The following is a 20,628-nucleotide window of genomic DNA, read 5'->3' on the forward strand; positions in this document are numbered from 1 at the left end:
CGTTTCCTGCTTAGAGAAGCGTGCCGCTGAGGATCAGCAGCGCGACCGAGAAGTAGATTACCAGCCCGCTCACATCAACGAGCGTCGCGACGAACGGGGCCGAGGCGCTTGCCGGATCGAGCCGCAGCCTTTGCAGGATGAAAGGCAGCATCGAGCCCGCCAGCGAACCGAAGGTAACGATGCCGATCAGGGCGGCAAAGATCGTAACACCGACCAGAACCCAGTGCTCGCCGTAGTCATATAGCCCGATGTTCTGCCAGAGCACGATGCGGGCGAAGCCGACCAGTCCGAGAATCGTACCAAGCACGATGCCGGTCGGCAGTTCGCGCAGCAGTACGCGCCACCAATCGGAAAGCTTCAGCTCGCCAAGCGCCAGCGCCCGAATGATCAGCGACGTCGCCTGCGAACCGCTGTTACCGCCGGAGCTCATGATTAGCGGCACGAACAGTGTCAGCACGATCGCCCTCTCCAACTCGCCTTCGAAATGCTGCATGGCGCTTGCCGTCAGCATTTCACCGAGGAAGAGGGCGCAGAGCCAGCCCGCACGCTTGCGGATCATGCCCGCAAAGCCGATCTTCATATAAGGCTTGCCGAGTGCTTCCATACCGCCGAACTTCTGGGCGTCTTCCGTCTGGTCGGCGATCATCGTGTCGATCACGTCATCGACCGTGACGATGCCGAGCATGTGGCCATCCTCGCTGACGACGGGCAGGGCGAGCAGATTATGCTTGCGGATCAGCCGGGCGACATCTTCCTGCGTCATCAGCGGATCGGCACGCACAACCCCTTCCTTCTGCGCAACCGTCAGAACGGAATCACTGGGATGGCCTGTGATGAGACGGCGCAACGTGACGACGCTCGTCAGCACGCGGCTGACGGCGTCAAGGACGTAGATGGCATAGACCGTCTCGCGCGAACGCTCAACCTTGCGCACATGCTCCAGCGTCTGTTCGACCGTCCAGGTGTCGGGCACGCTGACGAATTCCGTCGTCATGATGCTGCCGGCCGTGCGGGGCGGATAACCCATCAGATGCTGGACGGCGAGACAGGTCGTGCGATCCAGCCGTGAGAAGAGGTGGGCGCGGCCCCCCTCGTTCATCTCCTGAAAGAGGTCGGCAACGCGGTCGTTCGCTAAGGCATTGAGCAGCCGTGCGGCATGCTCGGTCGGCATGTCAGCAAGGATCGCGGCTGCGTGATGCAACTCGGGGCGTCCGAGAATGCGCACGGCCTTCTGTTGCGGCAGGGTAACCAGGATCGCTGCGGCTTCGGAAATTTCAAGTGCGTTCAGCTGCTCGACGCGCTCAGCCGTGGTGATCGGGCCGAGGTGGTCGCTGCTGAAGAAACGAGCGGCATGGCCCGCCCGCAATGGGAAGCGATTGATGTTCATAGGCTCGCCTTTCCGTCGATCCGCCGTAGCGACCGACGGGCGAGCCCGACAGGAGTCAGGTCAGCACGAGGGCCGCGTACGGCAAAGGCAATCGACTGCTACTGTCGCTTGGCATCGTGATGATGGCTCCGTTGATATCCGCGGAAAACAGACGCGATCCGCGTAAGGTTGTAGGTGGTCTCAATTGGCAAAAAAGTCAAGCGCTTGAGGTGCTTGGTGCCAGAATGCCGCACCCTACGCACGGCATTCCGGATGTTTCAGCGGTTGTGGCGATCGAGGCTTAGAGAAGCCGCGAACACAAAGATGCCGATAAACGACAGGATCGCGCCGACATAGCCGGTGGCGGCGAAACCATAGCCCTCTGCGATGACCAGGCCACCGAGCCATGCGCCGAGCGCATTCGCGATGTTGAACGCGGAGTGGTGAGATGCCGCAGCGAGCGTCTGCGCATCCGCTGCGACATCCATCAGTCGGGTTTGGACCGCGGGACCAGCAGCAAAGCCGCAACCGGTGCAGAATACGCAAAGTGCCAGCATGAAGGGATTGGTGGCCGTCAGAGAGAACAGGGTCAGCACGACGATGTTGAATACAAGGCTGCCGCCGATCGTGCCCATCAGCGATTTGTCGGCGAGCCAGGAGCCGACGACATTGCCGACGTTCATCCCGATGCCGAAGATGATCAGCATCACGGCGACCGTGCTTTCCGGCAGCATCGCCACCTGCGTCGTCGTAGGCGCGATGTAGCTGAACATGGCAAACATCCCGCCGAAGCCGACAGATGCAGTAGCGAGGGTCAGCAGAACCTGCGGTCGCTTGAAGGCGCCGAGCTCCCGCTTGAAGCTTGCACCGTCGGCGACGCGGTCGCGCGGCACGTAGTACCAGATCAGCGCTACCGTCAGCAGGCCGATGATTCCAACGATCGTAAAGGCAAGCCGCCAGTTGAGAGACTGCCCGAACACAGTGGCGAGTGGCGTTCCCAGCAGTGTCGCGACCGTCAACCCGAGCATGACGCGGCCGACAGCGCGGGCGCGCTTGTGCGTCGGCACCATGGATGCGGCGACGATCGCGGCAACGCCGAAGTAGGCTCCGTGCGGGAGGCCTGTCACGAAACGCATCGCTGTGAAGCTATCGAAGGTTGGGGCCATCGCGCTCAAGATGTTGCCGATCGCAAAGATGCCCATGACGAGCAGGAGCAATGAGCGTCGCGCCATTTTCGCAGCAAGAACCGCAATGACGGGCGCGCCCACAACGACACCAAGTGCATAGGCGCTGATCACATAGCCTGCCTGCGGCGTCGTCACGGAGAAGGTGTCGGCGACGTTAGGCAAAAGACCCATGATAGCGAATTCGCCGGTGCCAATGCCAAAGCCGCCGCAGGCGAGCGCCAGTTGCACGAGCGCGATGGCCATCGGCGATGGGGCTTCGACCAAGGAGCTCGTGTCAATGGAATCGTTTACGGCGACCTGGCTCAAGACGCACTCCTTGGCATTCGATAGGTGACATACGGGGCGGGGCGCGATGCAGCCGTGACCGGTAGGCCGGAGATGAAGGGAGATGGGGACAAAGCTCCACTATCCCATCTATCAATGATAGCCTCCTGTAGGTCGAGTGCGTTTTCTGCAGTGCAGCGTCCCCTGATATGCATACGTCCCTTGCAAATTTGCTGGCTCTATCTCCTCTCCCGCGGGGCCGCGCGGTGCGCCTTAGCTTGAAATCGCCGCTGCAGGAACCATCTCTAGCAGCGCCGGCAGGCTTTGCCTGTCGCCAAGGACTAACGGGAACCTGATGAAACTAATTGGCTTTTTCAATCGAGACGGTGGGACGTTCAGGGCCACCGATATGGAAGCCTATGAAAGACGGGCCGAAGCGATCTTCAGGGAGGCTGGTCACGATTTCGATGCGATCGTCTTCTCCGGCAAGGAGATCGTGCCCGCCATGGAGCGCGCGGCGCGCCGTGACGACATCGATGGCATCGTTGCCGGCGGCGGTGACGGGACGATATCGGCGGCTGCGTCAATCGCCTGGAAGAACGGTGTCGCGCTCGGCGTCGTGCCGGCGGGCACAATGAACCTTTTCGCCCGTTCCTTGCGTGTTCCCCTCGATATATGGCAGGCGCTTGAGACACTTGCATTTGGCGAAGTCGATCACGTCGATATAGCCAGCGCCAACGGTCGACCGTTCATTCATCAGTTCTCAGCCGGGCTCCATGCGCGCATGGTACGCTATCGAGATTCTTACACGTATCGCTCGCGGTTCGGAAAGATGAGGGCAAGCTTGCGTGCCGCCTGCGGCGTCATACTAAATCCGCCCGAGTTCGAGGTCGATTTTGAAGCCGGGGGCGTTCGCGAGCGCCGCCGGGTTTCCGCAATCTCGGTCTCAAACAACCCTTTCGGCCAGAACGCGTTGCTTTATGCCGACAGCCTTACCAGCGGTGAACTAGGCTTCTATACCGCCAAGCCGCTGAAGCCGCTCGGCGTCGCCCGCTTGGCGATTGATCTGCTGAGAGGCAAGGTGAGGGAAAATGCCGACGTGATGATCATGCATCCGGCGGAAGTTCACCTACATTTCCCCAAACTCCGTGCCAAGGCAAACTGTGTGATGGACGGCGAATTGCTGCCGCTTGCGCGTGACGTGGCGCTGAAGCTGCACCCTGGCGAGTTGAAGGTGCTGGTGAAACAGGGGCTCGCCGCGCAGGTGGAGCAATCCGAGCGCCGCGAATCTGCAAACTAGAGGCGCGGCAGGTAGGTGCGGTAGTCGAAGTCCGAGACGGTGCGCAGGTAGGTGGTGGCCTCTTTGCGTTTCGTGTCGCCGTAGAGCTTCTGGTAGCGCTCACCGAATATGTCGGCGATGAACGGCGAGACACGGAAGGCGTCGACCGCCGTCAGAAAATCGTGGGTTAGTTGCGTTGTGTGTCGAGGCATATGCGACGGCGTCGTTTCCTCGCCGGGATCGAGTTCGGAATCGATGCCGAGCAACATGCCGCCCAGAATCGCGGCGAGCAGCAGATAGGGGTTGGCATCGGCGCCAGCCACACGGTGTTCGATGCGAGCAGCCGGGCCATTCAGATCCGGGATGCGGACAGCTGTGCCACGGTGACCGTATCCCCAAGTCAGGTCGACGGGCGCAAACGATCCGGGCTGGAAACGGCGATAGGAATTAGCGAACGGTGCGAAGACGAGTTGCGCATCCCGCATGGTTTGAAGCAGCCCGGCACACACAGATTTCAGCCTCCGCGGGTCGTCGCCTTTGGCATCGAGAATATTCCTCCCATCCTTGTCGAGGACGCTGGCATGCACATGAAGTCCAGAGCCGGCATGGTCCGAGTAGGGCTTCGCCATGCAGGTGGATTTCAGTCCGTGCTTACGCGCCGCCTGCTCCACAATACGCTTCAGATAGATGCAGTCGTCGGCCGCGGCGAGAGCATCGGGCCGGTGCAGCAAGTTGATCTCGAACTGCCCGGGGCCGAACTCCGCCGTTGTCGCATCAGCCGGCAATCCCTGCGCCTTGGCATAGGCGCGTACGGTCTGCAGATAGTCGTCGAGCGCATCGACGGCGGTCATGTCGTAAAGCTGGAAGCCGTTCGGTTCGCCGCGATAGGTGAGATTGGTGGGTGGTGAAGGCCGGCCTGTCTCACGCCAATTCGGCTCGACGACATAGAATTCGAGTTCGGTAGCGACAACAGGCGTCAGGCCGCGTTCTTCATACCGCTTCAACACCGATGCAAGGATAGCGCGGGGGTCCATGAAGCTCGGCGTACCGTCGAATTCATGCATCGTAGCAAGGACCTGCATCGAACCTTCGGGCGCCCATGGCATCGGCGCCAGGCTGCGCTTGTCCGGTATGCAATTGCCATCCGGATCGCCGACGGAAAGCGAGAGGCCGGTGATGTCGTCGTTGTCATCGCCCCAGACATCGAGCGATTGCGTCGAAGAGGGGAGGCGGACTTCCCCAGCCCAGATTTTCTTTTGGGCATCGAGCGGAATCTGCTTCCCGCGCAGATCACCGTTCATACCGACGAGAAGGAGTTCGATGCGCGGGTTGCCGCCGGCTGCCGTATCATGAATCTTGTCGTCTGCCATGATCTTGAAAATCCTTTCGGAGAAGGCCAAGGTCGTAACCTATTGGAAAGAGGCTTTCAATCTCCGAAGGTGATTTGTAAATCATGTCCGATACTTACACACGTTCCAACCTCGCTGCTATCGATGCGGCCCATCATCTGCATCCTTTCTCGGACATGGGGAAGCTGAATGCCGACGGTACTCGCATCATCCAACGCGGCGAGGGCGTCTATATCTGGGATAGCCACGGCAAGCGCTATCTGGATGGCTTTGCAGGGTTGTGGTGCGTCAATGTCGGTTATGGGCGGAAGGAGATTACCGACGCCGTTGCCCGCCAGATGAACGAACTGCCCTATTATAACACCTTCTTCGGCACGACGACGACACCGACGACGTTGCTCGGCGAAAAGGTCACCTCCCACGCTGGACCGCACTTCAACCATGTTTTCTTCACGGGCTCGGGTTCCGAGGCGAACGACACGTGGTTCCGGATGGCACGGGTCTATTGGAGCGCGGTCGGCAAGCCTTCGAAGAAGATCGTCATCGCCCGTAAGAATGGCTATCACGGCTCAACGGTTGCCGGCGCCAGTCTCGGCGGCATGAAGTACATGCATGAGCAGGGCGACCTGCCGATACCGGGCATCGTGCATATCGGGCAACCCTACTGGTACGGCGAGGGCGAAGAACTGTCTCCGGCTGAGTTCGGCCTGGAAGTTGCACGGGAGTTGGAATCCAAGATCGACGAACTCGGCGAGGAGAATGTCGCCGCCTTCGTGGCTGAGCCGATCCAGGGTGCCGCGGGTGTCATCATCCCACCTGACACCTACTGGCCGGAGATTGCCCGGATCTGCAAGGCACGCAACATCCTTTTGGTCTGCGATGAGGTGATCTGCGGTTTCGGGCGCCTCGGGGAATGGTTCGGCCACCAGTACTACGGTGTCGAGCCTGATCTAGCGCCAATCGCCAAGGGACTTTCATCGGGCTACCTCCCGATTGGCGGCGTGCTCGTCGGCGACCGTATCGCTGACGTTTTGATCGGCGAGGTCGGGGATTTCAATCACGGCTTTACCTATTCCGGTCATCCCGTTTGTGCCGCCGCGGCTCTGGAAAATCTCCGCATCATTGAGGACGAAAGGTTGGTCGAGCGCGTTCGTCAGGACATAGGCCCTTACTTTGGCAAGGTCTGGAGCGCGCTTGGCGATCACGATCTCATCGGCGAGGCGGTAAATGTCGGCCTCATGGGCGCGCTGCAACTGACTGCCGACAAGGCAAGCCGCGCCCGTTTCCAGAAGCCGGATGCCGCTGGCGCCCTCGTACGTAACCACGCGCTCGCAAACGGACTTGTTCTGCGCGCAACCGGGGACAGGATGCTGGCTTCACCACCACTCGTCATCACGTATGACGAGGTGGATGAGATGGCGCGTATCACGAAGATCGCGCTTGATGCCGCATGGAAAGAACTGCGGAATTAGGCGGCGCGACGAGTTACCGCGGATAGATCCAGGCGTAACCGAAGAGACGCTGGTCTTCCGGTCGCGCGCGAATATACCCGACGCTCATGTGCTTCACCGCCACGTCCGAGTATTGGGGGCCAAGGTTTGTCTGCACCCATGCATCCAATTCCGGTTGCAAGGCCGCTTCCTCTTCGGAGGTGAGCCAGACGGCCAGGATTGGCTTCTCGGCTGTCCACTCGTAGTCGACCTCCAGATTGCCGAAAAACGTGCACAGCGTCGGGACGTCGGGCAGTTGCAGACGCAGGTTGCCGGATGCGAGCCAGCCATCGGTCAACACTAGCCCTGGGCGCTTACCTTCCTCGGCAAGAATCCTGCCGACGAATTCCTCGTAAGGCGCATTGTAGGCCTCAGGTCGGCCGAAAAGCGTCGGTACGTTCGCACGGACGAAAACCAGCGCCGGCACGACGATCATCACGGCAAGCGGCACGACAAGGAAGCGCTTCGCGAAATCGTCGGCTTGAATTCCGCGCGCCTGCATCTTCAGGCAGAACGCGATCGGCATCAGGAACAGGAAGGGTAGCACCCATCGGTCGCGCATGGAGGTTATGCCGATGGCGAAAACCAGCAACAAAACTTGCAGACCAATCGCCAGGAATAGGGTGTCGAAAAAGTGAGCCCAGACAGTCGTCGGACGCAAATTCAGGAGAAACTTCTTACCGAAGATGATCGCATAAACCGCGACGAGAGGCGCTATGATCACGAGGATCTGCCCGAAGAATTCGGTTGGACCCTTGATGAGTTTCGCCAATGAACCGCTCGGCGCTTCCTGCCCCATGGTATGCAGTGTGCGGGTTGCGGCGAGGCTAAGATTGTCGAGTAGCCAAAGGCCGTGTGGCAGAAAGATCAGGACCGCAATAGCCAGCGACAGCAGGAAGCGTCGGTCGAGCAGCCGCTTCAGGCCTTCCGGATGCAGGAGAACCGCAATAAGGACTCCAGATACGACGAGCGTGAAGTTGTACTTCGTCAACATGCCGAGTCCGAGCGCGACACCGATCATCACATAGGAAAGCAGTGAAGGCGCCTTCAGCGTCTTGACGATGCTGTAAAGAAGCAGGTTGATCATCAGCATCTGGGCGACCGTATGGGTCAGGTCCCTTTGTGCTTGCCAGAAAATCTGCGGAATCGTGAACAGTGAAAGCGTCGCGATGGCGGCAAACAAGCGGTCGCCAAGAACCAGCTCTGCGAGCTTGTAGTAGCTTAGGAAAAGAAGAAACAGGATCAGGTTCTTGGCTGCGGCAATCGTTACGACCGACAATCCGAACACGGACACGACCACTGCCTGGACCCAATTGTAGAGTGGCGGCTGGGTGTCGTAGCCGGCCACAAGCCACTGTGAGAAGAAAGCTTGCTGGGATTCATCCACTCGCAGGCCGTTTGGGACCAGCAGACGGACGACGAAGCTGACAACGAAATATGCGGCCAGCAGAAGAACGACGGTGTCCGGCTTGCGGATCAGCAGATTACGCATTCTCACTTCCGTCGAAGACCTGTCGGACGATGTAGTTCGGTGAGGCGTCGTCACGATAGTAGGTGCGAGCGATCATCTCGGCGAGAATGCCGGTCGTGATAAGTTGGACCGAGGAAAGCATGAAGACGACGCCGACCATCAGCATCGGGCGGGTGCCGATATCGTTGCCGAGGATGAATTTGTCGACGAACAGATACAGCATGATCAGCGCCGAGATTGCGCCAAGGCCAAGGCCCAAAGAGCCGAAGAAGTGGCCTGGCCGTGCCTTGTAGCGCATGAAGAACATGACCGAGAGCAGGTCGAGGATAACACGGAACGTGCGCGAGATGCCGTACTTGGACTGTCCGTGCTGACGGGCATGGTGGGTCACGACCATCTCGCCGATGCGCGAGCTCGGCACGACGCCAGCGACCCAAGCGGGGATGAAGCGATGCATTTCGCCCATCAGCTTCACCTGCTTGATGATCGAGGCACGGTAGATTTTCAGGCTGCAGCCGTAGTCGTGCAATTTCACGCCGGTAATACGTCCGATCAGGTAGTTGGCGCACCAAGACGGGATCTTGCGCAGCAGCAGACCATCTTGACGGTTCTTGCGCCAGCCAACCAGAAGATCGAGCTGGCGGCGCTCGAGTTCGGCAACCATCGACGGAATGTCCTTCGGGTCGTTCTGCAGGTCGCCGTCCATGGTGGCGATCAACCGCCCTGTGGCGGCGTCGATGCCTGCCTGCATAGCGGCGGTCTGGCCGAAGTTGCGCTGCAATTCGACGATCCGCAGGACAAGCCCCTCGCGGCCGATATGCTTGCGGGCATTTGCTAGCGTCGCATCCGTGCTGCCATCGTCCACCAGGATAAGCTCCCAGCGGTCGGGATAATTTGCCATGGCCAAGCAGATACGATCGATAAGGGGGCCGACGCTCTCTTCTTCGTTGAAGACAGGCACAACCAACGACAATTCGACCGGCCGCATCGCTTCCACGAGGCCTTGACGCGAGTCTACCGTTGTCTGCACGTTTGATTTCTCCTACAAGGCGCACGGCCGCAGGCGGCTTTCGCCGCGATAGTCAGGAAAGCCTACTATATGAAGTTTCCGGTTGTTGCCAGCCGACAATCCTGGTTTATCCGCAATCGGATGACGCTGCTCACGATCGCAATCGTGGCGGCTTATGCGCTTTTCATCCAGTGGTTCTGGGGCTGGCCGGTCATTCTCGGTCAATGGGCAGAAGTGGGTGCAATCCCGGTTGTCAGCGCCCTGATTTTGCTCACCAGCACCTACTTCCTCAGGACCTGGCGCATCTACGATTATTTCCCGCGGGAGACGGCCGGCCGCTTCAAGGTGCTTTTCCGAGTTACGCAGATTCACAACCTTCTGAATATCATGCTCCCGTTTCGAACGGGCGAGACGAGCTTTCCGATCTTGATGCGTACCGAGTTTGGTATCCCACTGGCGCGTGGTACGTCTGCGCTCTTGGTCATGCGTTTGCTCGATCTGCACGCCTTGCTGGCTGCCGCCGGCATAGGCTTTGCAATCGCGTCCCCGCACCAGATCATCGCATGGCTTGTTTGGACCATTTTCCTGGCGCTTCCAGTAGCTGCTTTCGCATTCAGGCAACCGTTGTTGCGGCTTTCGAGTCGGCTGCTGCCAATCAAAGCGCAGAAGCTCGTGGTCGAAATCGAGAGGGGACTTCCAGTGGATGCAGCGGCCTTCACCCGTGCCTGGGCAATGACCGTCATCAACTGGCTCGTCAAGGTGCTGGTCCTTGCTTGGGCTCTAAACCTCATGGGTGTCTTGCCGATGGCCGCAAGCTTCGGCGGGGCATTGGGCGGCGAACTCTCTTCAGTGCTCCCGGTGCACGCTCCGGGTGGCGTCGGAACGTATCCTGCCGGGATAACCGCCGGAGCCGTCGCCCTCGGTGCGTCCAGTGAAAAGACCGCCCTCGCTGCCTTGGCGCAGGCAAGCATCAATGCACATCTGCTGATCATCGTTTCGGCCCTGACAGGGACGGCAATATCACTGCCGCTCGGTCGCAGCCGAAAGCTCTGAGATTCGCTTCTTCAGGAATGCCCGCTCGGGCGCCTGCTGACATAGCCTCAGGGCTGCCTCGTACGCAGCAATCGCATCCGCCTTCAGTCCCAGTTGCCTTAGAAAATCGGCACGAGCCGAATGCGCAAGGTGGTAGCTCTCCAGCTCACCTGCCTGCAGGATCGCGTCAACGAGTTGCAGACCTCTTTCGGCTCCCTCCACCATCGCCACTGCGACTGCCCTGTTGAGTTCGGCAATCGGCGATGGCTGAGCCGACAGCAAAAGATCGTAGTAGCTGACGATACGCCGCCAGTCCGTCTTCTCAGGCGTTTCGGCCTGCGCGTGCTCTGCGGCGATGGCTGCCTGCAGCGTGTAGACGCCCACCTCGCCATTCCGCATCGCTCCCTCGAGGCGTGCGAGACCCTCGCGAATCTTCTCTCGGTCCCAAAGCTTGCGATCCTGATCGGCCAGAAGAATGAGAGTTCCCTCCGAGCCTCGCCTGGCGGCGCGGCGCGAATCCTGGAGAAGGAGAAGAGCAAGCAATCCCGAAACGTCGGGATGCGGCAGGAGGCGCGCCAGCAACCGTGTCAGGCGGACGGCCTCTGAGGTCAGGTCGGCCCGGACGACTTCGTTACCGGACGATGCGGAATACCCCTCGTTGAAAACCAGATAGATGACATGCAGCACCCGGTCGAGCCGCTCGGGCAATTCGTCGCGCTCGGGGACTTCGTAAGGAATTTTCGCCGTGCGAATCTTGTTCTTCGCCCGCACGATACGCTGTGCCACGGTGGGGGCGGGGACGAGAAACGCGTGTGCGATCTCTTCGGTCGTCAGTCCGCATATTTCCCTGAGAGCCATCGCCATTTGCGCCTCAGCCGGTATGATTGGATGGCAGCACGTGAAGATCAGGCGGAGCATGTCGTCTTCGATCAGGTCCATGTTGCCGATCTCCGTTTCGTCGAAAGATCCGTACAGACTCTCCTCGATATCTTTTACAGACATATCGAAACGGGACCGGCGCCTGATATGGTCGATCGCGCGAAACCGTCCGGCGGAAACAAGCCAGCCGAAGGGGTTTGCCGGAACGCCATCGCGAGGCCATGTGCGGGCAGCGGCCGCAAACGCGTCATGCAAAGCCTCTTCGGCTCGGTCAAAGTCGCCGAGGAGACGGATGAGCGTTGCCAGCACCCGGCGAGACTGCGATCGGTAGATATCCTCGATCAGACGTTCCAAGGTCTACTCCGGTAGCGTCAATATCCTCACCGGGCGGACTTCCACGGCACCAATTCGTGCGCAGGGAATTCCAGCGGCGATTGCGGTGGCCTCATCCATGTCCGAGGCATCGATAACATAGACGCCAGCCAGATGCTCCTTCGTTTCGACGTAAGGACCGTCCGTCATGCTGATCTCGTTCGTACGTACCCGCAATACGACCGCCTTGTCGGGCGTTTCCAGAGCATCGGCATGGATCAGCGCGCCGCGATCGCGCAGGTCTTCATCAAAGCTGAAATGGGCGCGAACGACAGCTTCGGTTTCGGCCGCCGTCTGGCGGCCGTCGATATCAGCCGAATTGTAGATTAGGCAAACATAGCGCATGACATCACCTTCCGTCTTTAATGGAATAGCCGGGGCGAATCTCGATCGAGGCATACTTCAGTATCGGGAGTGTCGAGACGATCGCCTTCGCTTCCTCCATATCCGCGGCTTCGATCAGCACGAAGCCGCCGAGGTGTTCCTTGATTTCGGCAAAGGGGCCGTCGGTTGCCGTTGTGACGCCTTGCTTCAGACGCAGGGTTACGGCCGTTTCGGGCGCGTGTAGGGCAAGCGCGGCCTGCATGACGCCGCGGTCTCGCCAATCGTCATCGCTTGCGATGCACTCTTGCGTCAGCGCATCCCACTCTTCCTGCGGTACGAGCTTGCTCTTCTCGGTATCGAACCAGATCTGGCAGAGATATTTCATGACGTCTCCCTCAATCGTGGACCGGAATATCGTAGATCGGCCGAACCTCGATTGATCCCAGCTTTGCGAGTGGGATGCCGGCCGCAACGCGAATGGCATCGTTCAGATCTTTCGCGTCGATCAGAATGAAGCCGCCGAGCTGCTCTTTCGTTTCCGCGTAAGGTCCGTCAGTCACAGACATCTCGTCGTTGCGGACGCGGACAGTTACGGCATTCTTCGGTGATTGCAGCGCGTGCGCGGTAAGCATATGCCCGCTGGCGACTAGATCGTCGTCATAGGCAACGGACGCCCTGTCGAGGTTCCTCTTCTCCTCATCGGTCATGGCTTCAAGCGTCGCGGGCTCGAACCATACCTGGCAGAGATATTTCATCATTCGTGCTCCCTGGCTGTCACAATCATTGGACGATCAGCCTAGGGCGATTTCGACAGGAAGCGAAAAAATCTTTTTGCTGAAGTTCAGGTCGAAACGAGCATGCCGGCTTCGACCAAGTGTCGTCAACAATGTGGAGTGACGACGATGGGTCTTTTCGAGATTGTGCTGGCGAACTGCATCCGAGCAGGCCGCCAACAGAGCAAAACACGTCATCGGACCGATACGGAATTGCCGATGACGAAGGCCGTGATCACCCGGTTTGCCGCGGCTGCAGCCTTTCTGGCGGTTGCTACCCTCGTGCTTGATACTGCCAGCGAGCGTTATGAGCGTCAGCTCGCTACCAATGCGGTTGCCGCCACACGCCAGTAACGAAACGGCCTATTGAAAGGCCGTTTCGAAGAAGCTTCTGAGCTTGCGCGAATGCAGCGCTTCCGGCGGCATTGCGGCAAGCTTCTGGATCGCACGGATGCCGATCTGCAAATGCTGGTTGACCTGTGTGCGATAGAACGCGGTGGCCATACCCGGCAGCTTCAGTTCGCCGTGCAGCGGTTTGTCCGATACGCAGAGCAGGGTGCCGTAGGGCACGCGGAAGCGGAAGCCGTTCGCAGCAATCGTCGCGGATTCCATATCAAGCGCGATAGCGCGAGCCTGGGACAGACGCTTCACGGGGCCGCGCTGGTCGCGCAACTCCCAGTTCCGATTGTCGATCGTGCCGACGGTTCCGGTGCGCATGATGCGCTTCAGTTCAAAGCCCTCGTAACCCGTGATTTCTGCAACGGCGCCCTCAAGCGCGACCTGCACTTCCGCCAGCGCCGGAATCGGCACCCAGACGGGCAGATCGTCGTCCAGGACATGGTCTTCGCGCATATAGGCGTGTGCCAGCACGTAGTCGCCCAGGCGCTGGCTGTTGCGCAGGCCCGCGCAGTGGCCGAGCATCAGCCAAGCATGCGGGCGAAGCACTGCCACGTGGTCGGTAATCGTCTTGGCGTTGGATGGGCCGACGCCGATGTTGATCATGGTGATGCCGGCATGCCCCCTCTTTTTCAGATGGTAGGCAGGCATCTGTGGCAGGCGTGAAAGCGTAACGTCGGTCTCGGGCTGATTGGAACCCGCATGCGTGACGATGTTGCCTGGTTCGACGAACGCCGTATAGCCGTCGCCCCCCTCCGCCATCAGCTTCCGTGCCCACGCGCAGAACTCGTCGATGTAGAACTGGTAGTTCGTGAACAGCACGAAATTCTGGAAGTGCTGGGCGCTGGTCGCGGTGTAGTGCGAAAGGCGGGCAAGCGAATAGTCGATGCGCTGCGCCGTAAAGGCAGCAAGCGGCGAAGGTTCCCCCGGTGGCGGAATGTATTCGCCGTTGGCGATTTCGTCGTCCGTCGTGTTGAGGTCCGGCGTGTCGAACAGGTCGCGCATCGGAATGTCCATGAATGCCGCGGCGGATGCCTCGACATGCGCGCCCTCTCCGAAAGCAAAGTGCAGCGGAATTGGCGTTGTCGATTCAGAGACGATGACGGGCACGTTGTGATTTTTCATCAGCAGGCCAAGCTGCTGCTTCAGATAGTGGCGGAAGAGCTGTGGTCGCGTGATCGTCGTCGTGTAGATTCCGGGCGCGGTGACATGGCCGTAGGACAGTCGGGTATCGATGTGGCCGTAACTGGTCGTCTCGATGCTGACCTGCGGATAGTAGGCGCGATAGCGCGATGTTATCGGCGCGCCTTTGGCGAGCTTGGCAAAGCTTTCGATCAGGAAGGTAGTGTTGCGCTCGTAGAGTTCCGTCAGCACGTCGACAGCGTTGACCGGGTCGTCGAACGTTTGCGGAATGAAAGGAGAGGGGGACGAAATGTCGAGGGGGGAAGAGATTCGTTTGCTCATGCGCCATTATAGGGTGTTGTTTTTAACAAGCAAACGACGCGGCGGAGGAGATTGCATGGATTTCTTGGCGGCGCCCCTTGGCGCCGCAGAGGGGCGGTATTAGCGGATTGTTCTGCAGAACGGGCTGCTTGTGTCGACGCAGGTATAGTTGGCTCCGAAGTGAGACTGCACACCGCCGCCCGCATTGCGGTTGACGACCGCCGAAAAGCTGACGGCGAAGACCGCCGCAAACAGCGTGATGATGGTGAAGCGTCTTGCCAAAATGAGCATATCCATGACTTTGCCCCGGTATCGCCTTAGCGTTGAGACAGTTTTGCCACGTTGTGGCTGAACCGGTGCTGAGATCGCAATTCATCAGGCGTTCAGGAAATCGGGCGCTTGAAGCGTGGCCGAGGCTGCTTATGTCAGGAGTCCCGCAATGGAGACTTTCATGACCGCACCGATTGAACTTTATTATTGGCCGACGCCGAATGGCTGGAAAATCAGCATCATGCTCGAGGAGCTCGGCGTTCCCTACGAGGTCAAGTACGTCAATATCGGCCGAGGAGAGCAATTCGCGTCTGAATTCCTGAAGATCGCGCCAAACAACCGCATGCCGGCGATCATCGATCCGGATGGCCCGGGCGGAGAGCCGATCTCCGTTTTCGAATCGGGCGCTATCCTCCAATATCTCGGTCGCAAGTTCGGGAAATTCTATTCGGCAGACGAGCGCATACGCGTCCAGATCGAGGAGTGGCTTTTCTGGCAGGTGGGCGGATTGGGTCCGATGGCTGGCCAGGCGCATCACTTCCGCGGCTATGCGCCAGAGAAGATCGAGTACGGCATCAATCGCTATACCAACGAAGTGAACCGCCTATACGGCGTCATGAATAAACGGCTAGCCGAGCGCGAATATCTCGCCGGCGAGTATTCGATCGCCGACATGGCGAGCATCGGTTGGGTAATCCCCTACGAAAGGCAGGGGCAGGATCTCAACGAGTTTCCCAATCTCAAGCGCTGGTTCGACGCAGTGATGGCGCGTCCAGCCGTCATCCGCGGTACGGCGATCGGCAAGGAGGAGCGCGAGCGCAGCAATCTAGCCGATGACAAGGAAGCGCAAAAGATCCTTTTCAATCAGCGCGCTCGCTGACAACGGATAAGACAAAGCGCCCGGCTAGTTCCGGGCGCTTCTTCTTGATGTTTGTCCTTTTATAGGCGGGTCCAGGTCTGCGATTTGCAGAGCACGTTGAGGACGCACCCTTTCATCTTCAGCGAATTTCCGAGAACGTTGCCCGATCCGCTATAGGTCTTGTCATTGGCCGGATCCGTGATCTGGCCGGTATAAGTGACGCCGCTTCCCGCGAGCGTTCCAATCTTCTTGCCGGCATACTTGCCGGACTTGAGTACGATGCAGTAGCTGCCGCCACAGGATGCAATATGGGCGGTATCGCCCGAAGCCGTCTTCCAATTGCCGACGATCGGTTCGTCTGCAAATGCTGCTCCGGCGGCAAACACCACTGCGCCAGCGAGAATAAGTGTGCGGATCATTCGTTCCTCTCCAATGTCCCGGCGGGAAAGTATATGACGCGAACGTAAACGTAAATGCGTTTCTGCCGCTAAAAACGAGTGTTTTTTGTGACCGCAAGGCGGTGAAATCTTCCGTTTCAGCTATTTGAAGCTGATTTCGTGGTGAACGGAAGGTTAATTTTCAGATCTGAATATTCCGTAAAATTGTGTCGAAAATCCTTAATCGGCAAGGAATTCGATGTTTAACAAAAATCCAATTTTACCAAGCATTTGCACTTTGTTTGTCTCAAATTAATCATGCATTTTAGGCGTTTTTTGAAGGCGCGTTGGCATAGTGGAACCATCAAACGAGCGAGGCAAACTCGCCGAACCGAAGGGTACCAAAGCCGCGATAGACGGCAGGCCCGAAGGTAAGACAGGGTAAGTCGACAACAGGCTAAACAGGGACAAAACCGATGGCACGCTTTGAAATGCACAATGTTGAAATGGCCACCATGGGTGGCGAGAACAACGCCGACATCTTCTGCGAAATGGGTCTGATGTATGCGACCGGCCGCGGCTGTGCCGTGGATCTGGTCGCCGCTCACAAGTGGTTGAACATCGCGGCGATCAAAGGCAACGACCGCGCCGCCGAGCTTCGCGCTGATGTCGCTGCGGGCATGGACAAGATGCAGATCGTAGAGGCACTACGGGCTGCTCGCGAATGGATGACGGTCCACTAAGGACTGTTCCCCGCCAACGCGGGGCGCGAAACCAATAACAACCTCAAAAGAGGGGGCCGGCGGGCTTTGGACAAGGCCTATGCCACGAACAGTAACCGTGACCGGCAGGAACAAGGCCCGCGCGGTTCTTTGCGTTAGCCCAGCGTTTTGAGCACTTGCGGTAGTGCTTCCTCGAACAGCGCCATGTCGGCATCCGGTCCGACACTGACGCGGATGCAGCGGTTGAGCGGAGCAACACCTGGCATGCGAATGAAGACGCCGTGCTGCATCAGGCCGTCGACGATGGCGCGGGCATAGGTGCCGTCGCGTCCGGCGTCGATCGCAACGAAATTTGTTGCAGAAGCAAGCGGAAGCAGGTTGTTGGCCTTGGCGATACCAGCGATCCGGTCGCGCGCGCGGTGAATATTTCCCACCACCTCGGCGAGATATTCCTGATCCTTGAGCGCCGCGACTGCTGCGACCGTCGCCAGCCGGTTCATACCGAAATGATTGCGAATCTTGTCGAACGCGCGGGCGGTGCCGGGTGTCGAAATCACGTAGCCGACCCTCGCGCCGGCCAGGCCGTAGGCCTTCGAGAAGGTGCGCGTGCGCACAATGTTGGGCAGATCGATGAGCGCGTCGATCGAAGGCAGAGATCCGGCCGGACCGGTCTCGCTGTAGGCCTCGTCGAGGATCAGCATCGTGGTTTCCGGTAGTGCGCGAGCAAAGGCGACGATGCTTTCTGCATCCCACCAGCTTCCCATCGGATTGTCCGGATTGGCGAAATAGACCAGAGGCGCGCTCTCGCGCTTGACGGCTTCCAGAAGGCCGTTGAGATCTTCGCGATCACAGGCATAGGGCACGGTGACGAGCCGCCCGCCGAAGCCTGCAACGTGGAAATTGAAGGTCGGATAGCCACCGAGCGACGTCACGACAGGCGCCCCCGGCTCGATAATGAGGCGTACGATCTGGCCGAGCAGTTCGTCGATGCCGCCGCCTATCGCGATGGAGTCGATTCCGACGCCAAGATGGTTGGCGAGTGCCGCCCTAAGCGCATAGTTTTCCGGGTCGTTGTACTTCCAGATATCGCCAGCTTGATCGCGCATGGCCGCTAGCACCGACGGGGCAGGGCCGAAGCCATTCTCGTTGGCCCCGATGCGCGCTTTGACCCGAAGGCCACGTTCGCGCTCGATCGCCTCTGGGCCGACGAAAGGAACTGTGGAGGGAAGGGCGCTAGCAAGCGGCGTGAAGCGCGAGAAGGCGGACATGCTGGAGCGATTTCCTGAGTGATGTGAAAAATCGAACCGACAATAGGCCCTGCGGCTGCCAAGGCAAGAAACATTATTCCCCTAGTATAGGCGATTTACATGCGAATGGATCCGCGGGCTTCGAGCGCTTCCACGTTGCCAGCCATAAAGTCGGCGCGCACCACCCGGCGGAGGACTTCTGGGTCGATTGTATTGATGAACCGTACGCCGATGCGCTCGTTGTTGCGATAGACTTCCGCGCAACCTATCCGATAGGCGAGGCCAAGAATATTGAGGTAGTAGTGCTTTGGCAGACCGGCGGTCGATGACACGACAAACGTGGCGCCACCGCGTGAGATGTCGACGATCTCGGCACTGCGGATGGAAATGCCAGTGAGGCAGGGTCGAACCGCAACGATTCGCGCGGGCCGTCTTACGTTGAATTGTTCCCAGCGCGTCTCGTAGACCGCGGATTTCACGGTCGCAAGGTGGGTGGCGCGAAGCATCGACATCCCGCGTGTCTCCGTTGAACCAAGCTCATCCCGGTCCTCTTCTATGGGAGCCTCACACGAATGCTTTGCGCAATTGTCAAAGAAGAAAATACAATTTTAACGAAACAGCCCTTTTTGCGGCCGTTGCGCGCCCTAACTGAGTGTTCGAGCGGTCAAGCGGACAGGCGGCGAGAAACGCGCTTCAGCAGAGATCCAGTTTGGTCATCGCCGCGGTCGCCTCCTAGGGCCGCAAGATTGGCTTGCGCGCGCGACGATGATTGGATCGCCAAGTGCCGCAATTGTCGCGAAGTGTTCATCGAACTCTTTGCGAGTTTGCACGTTTGCCTAATTGTCGGCGGCGCGTCTGGCGCTCCAGAATCGCAGAGCGAGGAAATCAAAATGATAGATGTCAGAGTTCCGTCAAAATCGTGGGTGGTCGTTTGCGATGGCGCCAAGGCATTGATCCTGCGAAATGCGGGCGATGTGGAATATCTGAACCTCAAGGTGGAGGAAACCTTGTCTCAGCCGAATGAACCGGATCGGGAAATCGGCTCGGACAAGCCCGGTCGAACTCATGCCTCAGATGGTTTGAGTGGCAGTGCCATGCAGCAGACAGATTGGCACGAGCACGCCGAAACGGAGTTTCTGAAACAAGTTGCGGCAAAGATGGACTTGCTGGTGCGCGAGAAACAGGCGCGTCGCATCATCTTAGTCGCGCCACCGCGGGCGCTCGGCGCGCTGCGCGGCAATCTGAGCCCAGATGTTCAGGCTGCAATTTCGGCTGAGGTCCCCAAAGACTATATCAATTTGCCCGTCGAGCAGATCGAACGACATCTGGTGGCCTAGTCAGACTTCAAGCGGTGGATGTGGATACGGACCTCGCCGTTCGTACCCGCTTTTCAGCTCTCGAAATTCAGCCGCAAGACGTGATGCAGGAATTCCGGATTGATCAGCATGTTGAAGCTGATCGTTACAAGATCTCCCTCACGCTTGACCACCGTCGAGCCGATCTCGTCGTGAATACCGAAAATCTCAAGGAAGAAGTGGTTCGGGACCTCGAGGTTCGGGTTGACCTCCAGCACTGCGCCGGCCAGCGTGATCGTGCGGATCAGGCAGCGGACTTGCGTTCCTGTGCTGAGGTGGTGCCCGACGAAAATGATCTTGCCGGGGCGATCGAGCGAAAATTCCCGGTAAGCCTGCTCGGGCTGCGGGTGCTCTGTGTCGAGGTGCATTTGAAAGGCCATGCTAGCCTCCGCTTGTTATACGCTTCGAGATTAGCGCAAGATTGCTGACAATTTCTGAACAATCCCTCTACAATCCGAATCTTACGCCTGTCTGGAAAGCAGAATGGCTCATTATTGGGCAGGGCGGGACGGATCGGTTCGGCTTGACACGCCGCCGCCCTTCGAGCATATCGAACTCGGCTCGAGGCGCCGGCCGCTCGCGGACGAAGTCCATGGTGAAGTCCTCGGCAAAATTCAGTCACAGCCATTTGGTGCATGCTGACTGCGGGCAACGCGAGCTCCTTGTAACGGTCGAAATGGCATGCCTTCCGAAAGGCTGAATCCGTGACCACCGCATACCCAACAATTGAAGAACTAAAATCGCAGGCCAAGCGCCTTCGCCAGGCGATGGAAGCACGCGGCACTGCGATCTCTCACAGCGCTGCCCTCGAACTCGTTGCTCACCAGCATGGTGTTCGCGACTGGAACACACTTTCCGCGCTCGCGACGCGGCCGAACGAGGAGCCGATCGCTGCCCTTTCCGTCGGCTCCCAGGTGCGCGGCCGCTACCTGAACCAGCCGTTCAGCGGCAGGATCCTGGCGCTCGCTGGTCAGCCGGGAGGCGGACTTTACAAGGTCACCATTCATTTCGACGAGCGGGTGGACGTCGTGACTTTCGAGAGCTTTTCCGCTTTCCGTCAGCGCATTAATGCGCAGGTCGACGGCAGCGGCGTGTCGCCGCGCAAGACGTCGAACGGTGTTCCCCACCTCGTTCTCGATATTTGAGCCGTCCGTTTTTCCTCCT

General features: G+C 59.0%; 23 protein-coding genes. 8 read left to right on the forward strand and 15 right to left on the reverse strand.

The window, feature by feature from the left end:
- Positions 1 to 10: 10 nt before the first annotated feature.
- Both mgtE and NBG89_RS04165 read right to left on the reverse strand, forming a co-directional pair.
- Positions 11 to 1,387, reverse strand: a complete 1,377-nt coding sequence (gene mgtE, locus NBG89_RS04160; protein ID WP_431321843.1) for a magnesium transporter — start codon at positions 1,385 to 1,387, stop codon at positions 11 to 13.
- Positions 1,388 to 1,644: 257 nt separating this feature from the next.
- Positions 1,645 to 2,859 carry an MFS transporter gene (locus NBG89_RS04165; protein WP_431321844.1) on the reverse strand — a complete coding sequence of 405 codons (1,215 nt, stop codon included), beginning with the start codon at positions 2,857 to 2,859 and terminating at the stop codon, positions 1,645 to 1,647.
- 313 nt (positions 2,860 to 3,172) lie between these two features.
- On the opposite strand from NBG89_RS04165, the gene NBG89_RS04170 reads away from it, so the two are divergent.
- Positions 3,173 to 4,117, forward strand: a complete 945-nt coding sequence (locus tag NBG89_RS04170) for a diacylglycerol/lipid kinase family protein (protein ID WP_431321845.1) — start codon at positions 3,173 to 3,175, stop codon at positions 4,115 to 4,117.
- On the opposite strand, the gene NBG89_RS04175 is transcribed toward NBG89_RS04170, so the two are convergent.
- Positions 4,114 to 5,496 (reverse strand): glutamine synthetase family protein, encoded by a 1,383-nt coding sequence (locus NBG89_RS04175; protein WP_431321846.1) that lies wholly within the window; start codon positions 5,494 to 5,496, stop codon positions 4,114 to 4,116. The two genes, NBG89_RS04170 and NBG89_RS04175, sit on opposite strands and share 4 nt — an antisense overlap.
- A gap of 53 nt (positions 5,497 to 5,549) precedes the next feature.
- Here NBG89_RS04175 and NBG89_RS04180 point away from each other — a divergent pair, with 53 nt between their 5' ends.
- Positions 5,550 to 6,917 (forward strand): aspartate aminotransferase family protein, encoded by a 1,368-nt coding sequence (locus tag NBG89_RS04180; protein WP_431321847.1) that lies wholly within the window; start codon positions 5,550 to 5,552, stop codon positions 6,915 to 6,917.
- 13 nt (positions 6,918 to 6,930) lie between these two features.
- Here NBG89_RS04180 and NBG89_RS04185 read toward each other — a convergent pair whose 3' ends face one another.
- Together NBG89_RS04185 and NBG89_RS04190 are read right to left on the reverse strand one after the other, a co-directional pair.
- Positions 6,931 to 8,427 carry a glycosyltransferase family 39 protein gene (locus tag NBG89_RS04185; RefSeq protein ID WP_431321848.1) on the reverse strand — a complete coding sequence of 499 codons (1,497 nt, stop codon included), beginning with the start codon at positions 8,425 to 8,427 and terminating at the stop codon, positions 6,931 to 6,933.
- Complete coding sequence (locus NBG89_RS04190) at positions 8,420 to 9,436, reverse strand: glycosyltransferase family 2 protein (protein ID WP_088704480.1); 1,017 nt, start codon at positions 9,434 to 9,436, stop codon at positions 8,420 to 8,422. Before NBG89_RS04190 ends, NBG89_RS04185 begins: the two co-directional genes overlap by 8 nt.
- A gap of 69 nt (positions 9,437 to 9,505) precedes the next feature.
- Between NBG89_RS04190 and NBG89_RS04195 the strand changes: the two genes are divergently transcribed.
- The gene (locus tag NBG89_RS04195) at positions 9,506 to 10,468 is read left to right on the forward strand and encodes a lysylphosphatidylglycerol synthase domain-containing protein (protein ID WP_431321849.1); all 963 of its coding nucleotides are present in this window, start codon (positions 9,506 to 9,508) and stop codon (positions 10,466 to 10,468) included.
- On the opposite strand, the gene NBG89_RS04200 is transcribed toward NBG89_RS04195, so the two are convergent.
- From NBG89_RS04200 to NBG89_RS04215, 4 genes are read right to left on the reverse strand one after another with little or no spacing between them, the layout of a single operon-like run.
- Positions 10,436 to 11,680 (reverse strand): RNA polymerase sigma factor, encoded by a 1,245-nt coding sequence (locus tag NBG89_RS04200; RefSeq protein WP_431321850.1) that lies wholly within the window; start codon positions 11,678 to 11,680, stop codon positions 10,436 to 10,438. The two genes, NBG89_RS04195 and NBG89_RS04200, sit on opposite strands and share 33 nt — an antisense overlap.
- A 3-nt stretch (positions 11,681 to 11,683) precedes the next feature.
- Complete coding sequence (locus NBG89_RS04205; RefSeq protein ID WP_431321851.1) at positions 11,684 to 12,043, reverse strand: YciI family protein; 360 nt, start codon at positions 12,041 to 12,043, stop codon at positions 11,684 to 11,686.
- Positions 12,044 to 12,047: 4 nt separating this feature from the next.
- Positions 12,048 to 12,407 (reverse strand): YciI family protein, encoded by a 360-nt coding sequence (locus NBG89_RS04210; protein ID WP_431321852.1) that lies wholly within the window; start codon positions 12,405 to 12,407, stop codon positions 12,048 to 12,050.
- A 10-nt stretch (positions 12,408 to 12,417) separates the two neighbouring features.
- Entirely contained in the window at positions 12,418 to 12,777 is a 360-nt protein-coding gene (locus NBG89_RS04215; RefSeq protein ID WP_431322773.1) for a YciI family protein, read from the reverse strand.
- 237 nt (positions 12,778 to 13,014) lie between these two features.
- Between NBG89_RS04215 and NBG89_RS04220 the strand changes: the two genes are divergently transcribed.
- The gene (locus NBG89_RS04220; protein WP_431321853.1) at positions 13,015 to 13,149 is read left to right on the forward strand and encodes a hypothetical protein; all 135 of its coding nucleotides are present in this window, start codon (positions 13,015 to 13,017) and stop codon (positions 13,147 to 13,149) included.
- A 9-nt stretch (positions 13,150 to 13,158) separates the two neighbouring features.
- Here NBG89_RS04220 and amn read toward each other — a convergent pair whose 3' ends face one another.
- Both amn and NBG89_RS04230 read right to left on the reverse strand, forming a co-directional pair.
- Positions 13,159 to 14,655, reverse strand: a complete 1,497-nt coding sequence (gene amn / locus NBG89_RS04225) for an AMP nucleosidase (protein ID WP_431321854.1) — start codon at positions 14,653 to 14,655, stop codon at positions 13,159 to 13,161.
- A 99-nt stretch (positions 14,656 to 14,754) separates the two neighbouring features.
- A complete protein-coding gene (locus tag NBG89_RS04230; protein ID WP_189637183.1) occupies positions 14,755 to 14,931 on the reverse strand; it encodes a hypothetical protein in 177 nt (58 codons plus the stop codon).
- Positions 14,932 to 15,085: 154 nt separating this feature from the next.
- On the opposite strand from NBG89_RS04230, the gene NBG89_RS04235 reads away from it, so the two are divergent.
- Positions 15,086 to 15,784 carry a glutathione S-transferase N-terminal domain-containing protein gene (locus NBG89_RS04235; protein ID WP_431321855.1) on the forward strand — a complete coding sequence of 233 codons (699 nt, stop codon included), beginning with the start codon at positions 15,086 to 15,088 and terminating at the stop codon, positions 15,782 to 15,784.
- A gap of 59 nt (positions 15,785 to 15,843) precedes the next feature.
- On the opposite strand, the gene NBG89_RS04240 is transcribed toward NBG89_RS04235, so the two are convergent.
- Positions 15,844 to 16,182, reverse strand: a complete 339-nt coding sequence (locus NBG89_RS04240) for a DUF2147 domain-containing protein (RefSeq protein WP_431321856.1) — start codon at positions 16,180 to 16,182, stop codon at positions 15,844 to 15,846.
- 434 nt (positions 16,183 to 16,616) lie between these two features.
- Here NBG89_RS04240 and NBG89_RS04245 point away from each other — a divergent pair, with 434 nt between their 5' ends.
- Entirely contained in the window at positions 16,617 to 16,883 is a 267-nt protein-coding gene (locus NBG89_RS04245; RefSeq protein ID WP_431321857.1) for an SEL1-like repeat protein, read from the forward strand.
- Positions 16,884 to 17,017: 134 nt separating this feature from the next.
- Here NBG89_RS04245 and NBG89_RS04250 read toward each other — a convergent pair whose 3' ends face one another.
- Positions 17,018 to 18,130, reverse strand: a complete 1,113-nt coding sequence (locus tag NBG89_RS04250) for a pyridoxal phosphate-dependent aminotransferase (RefSeq protein WP_431321858.1) — start codon at positions 18,128 to 18,130, stop codon at positions 17,018 to 17,020.
- A gap of 95 nt (positions 18,131 to 18,225) precedes the next feature.
- The gene (locus NBG89_RS04255; RefSeq protein ID WP_431321859.1) at positions 18,226 to 18,621 is read right to left on the reverse strand and encodes a PilZ domain-containing protein; all 396 of its coding nucleotides are present in this window, start codon (positions 18,619 to 18,621) and stop codon (positions 18,226 to 18,228) included.
- Between the two features lie 378 nt (positions 18,622 to 18,999).
- Here NBG89_RS04255 and NBG89_RS04260 point away from each other — a divergent pair, with 378 nt between their 5' ends.
- Positions 19,000 to 19,446 (forward strand): host attachment protein, encoded by a 447-nt coding sequence (locus NBG89_RS04260; RefSeq protein WP_431322774.1) that lies wholly within the window; start codon positions 19,000 to 19,002, stop codon positions 19,444 to 19,446.
- Positions 19,447 to 19,499: 53 nt separating this feature from the next.
- Here the strand turns inward: NBG89_RS04260 and NBG89_RS04265 are convergent, their stop codons facing one another.
- Positions 19,500 to 19,832 carry a hypothetical protein gene (locus tag NBG89_RS04265; RefSeq protein ID WP_431322775.1) on the reverse strand — a complete coding sequence of 111 codons (333 nt, stop codon included), beginning with the start codon at positions 19,830 to 19,832 and terminating at the stop codon, positions 19,500 to 19,502.
- Between the two features lie 336 nt (positions 19,833 to 20,168).
- On the opposite strand from NBG89_RS04265, the gene NBG89_RS04270 reads away from it, so the two are divergent.
- Positions 20,169 to 20,609, forward strand: coding sequence for a glyoxalase superfamily protein (locus NBG89_RS04270; RefSeq protein WP_431321860.1), 441 nt, complete (start codon positions 20,169 to 20,171; stop codon positions 20,607 to 20,609).
- The last annotated feature ends 19 nt before the right edge of the window (positions 20,610 to 20,628 follow it).

The sequence above is a fragment of the Rhizobium sp. YTU87027 genome, assembly GCF_050644135.1.
GTDB lineage: Bacteria > Pseudomonadota > Alphaproteobacteria > Rhizobiales > Rhizobiaceae > Rhizobium.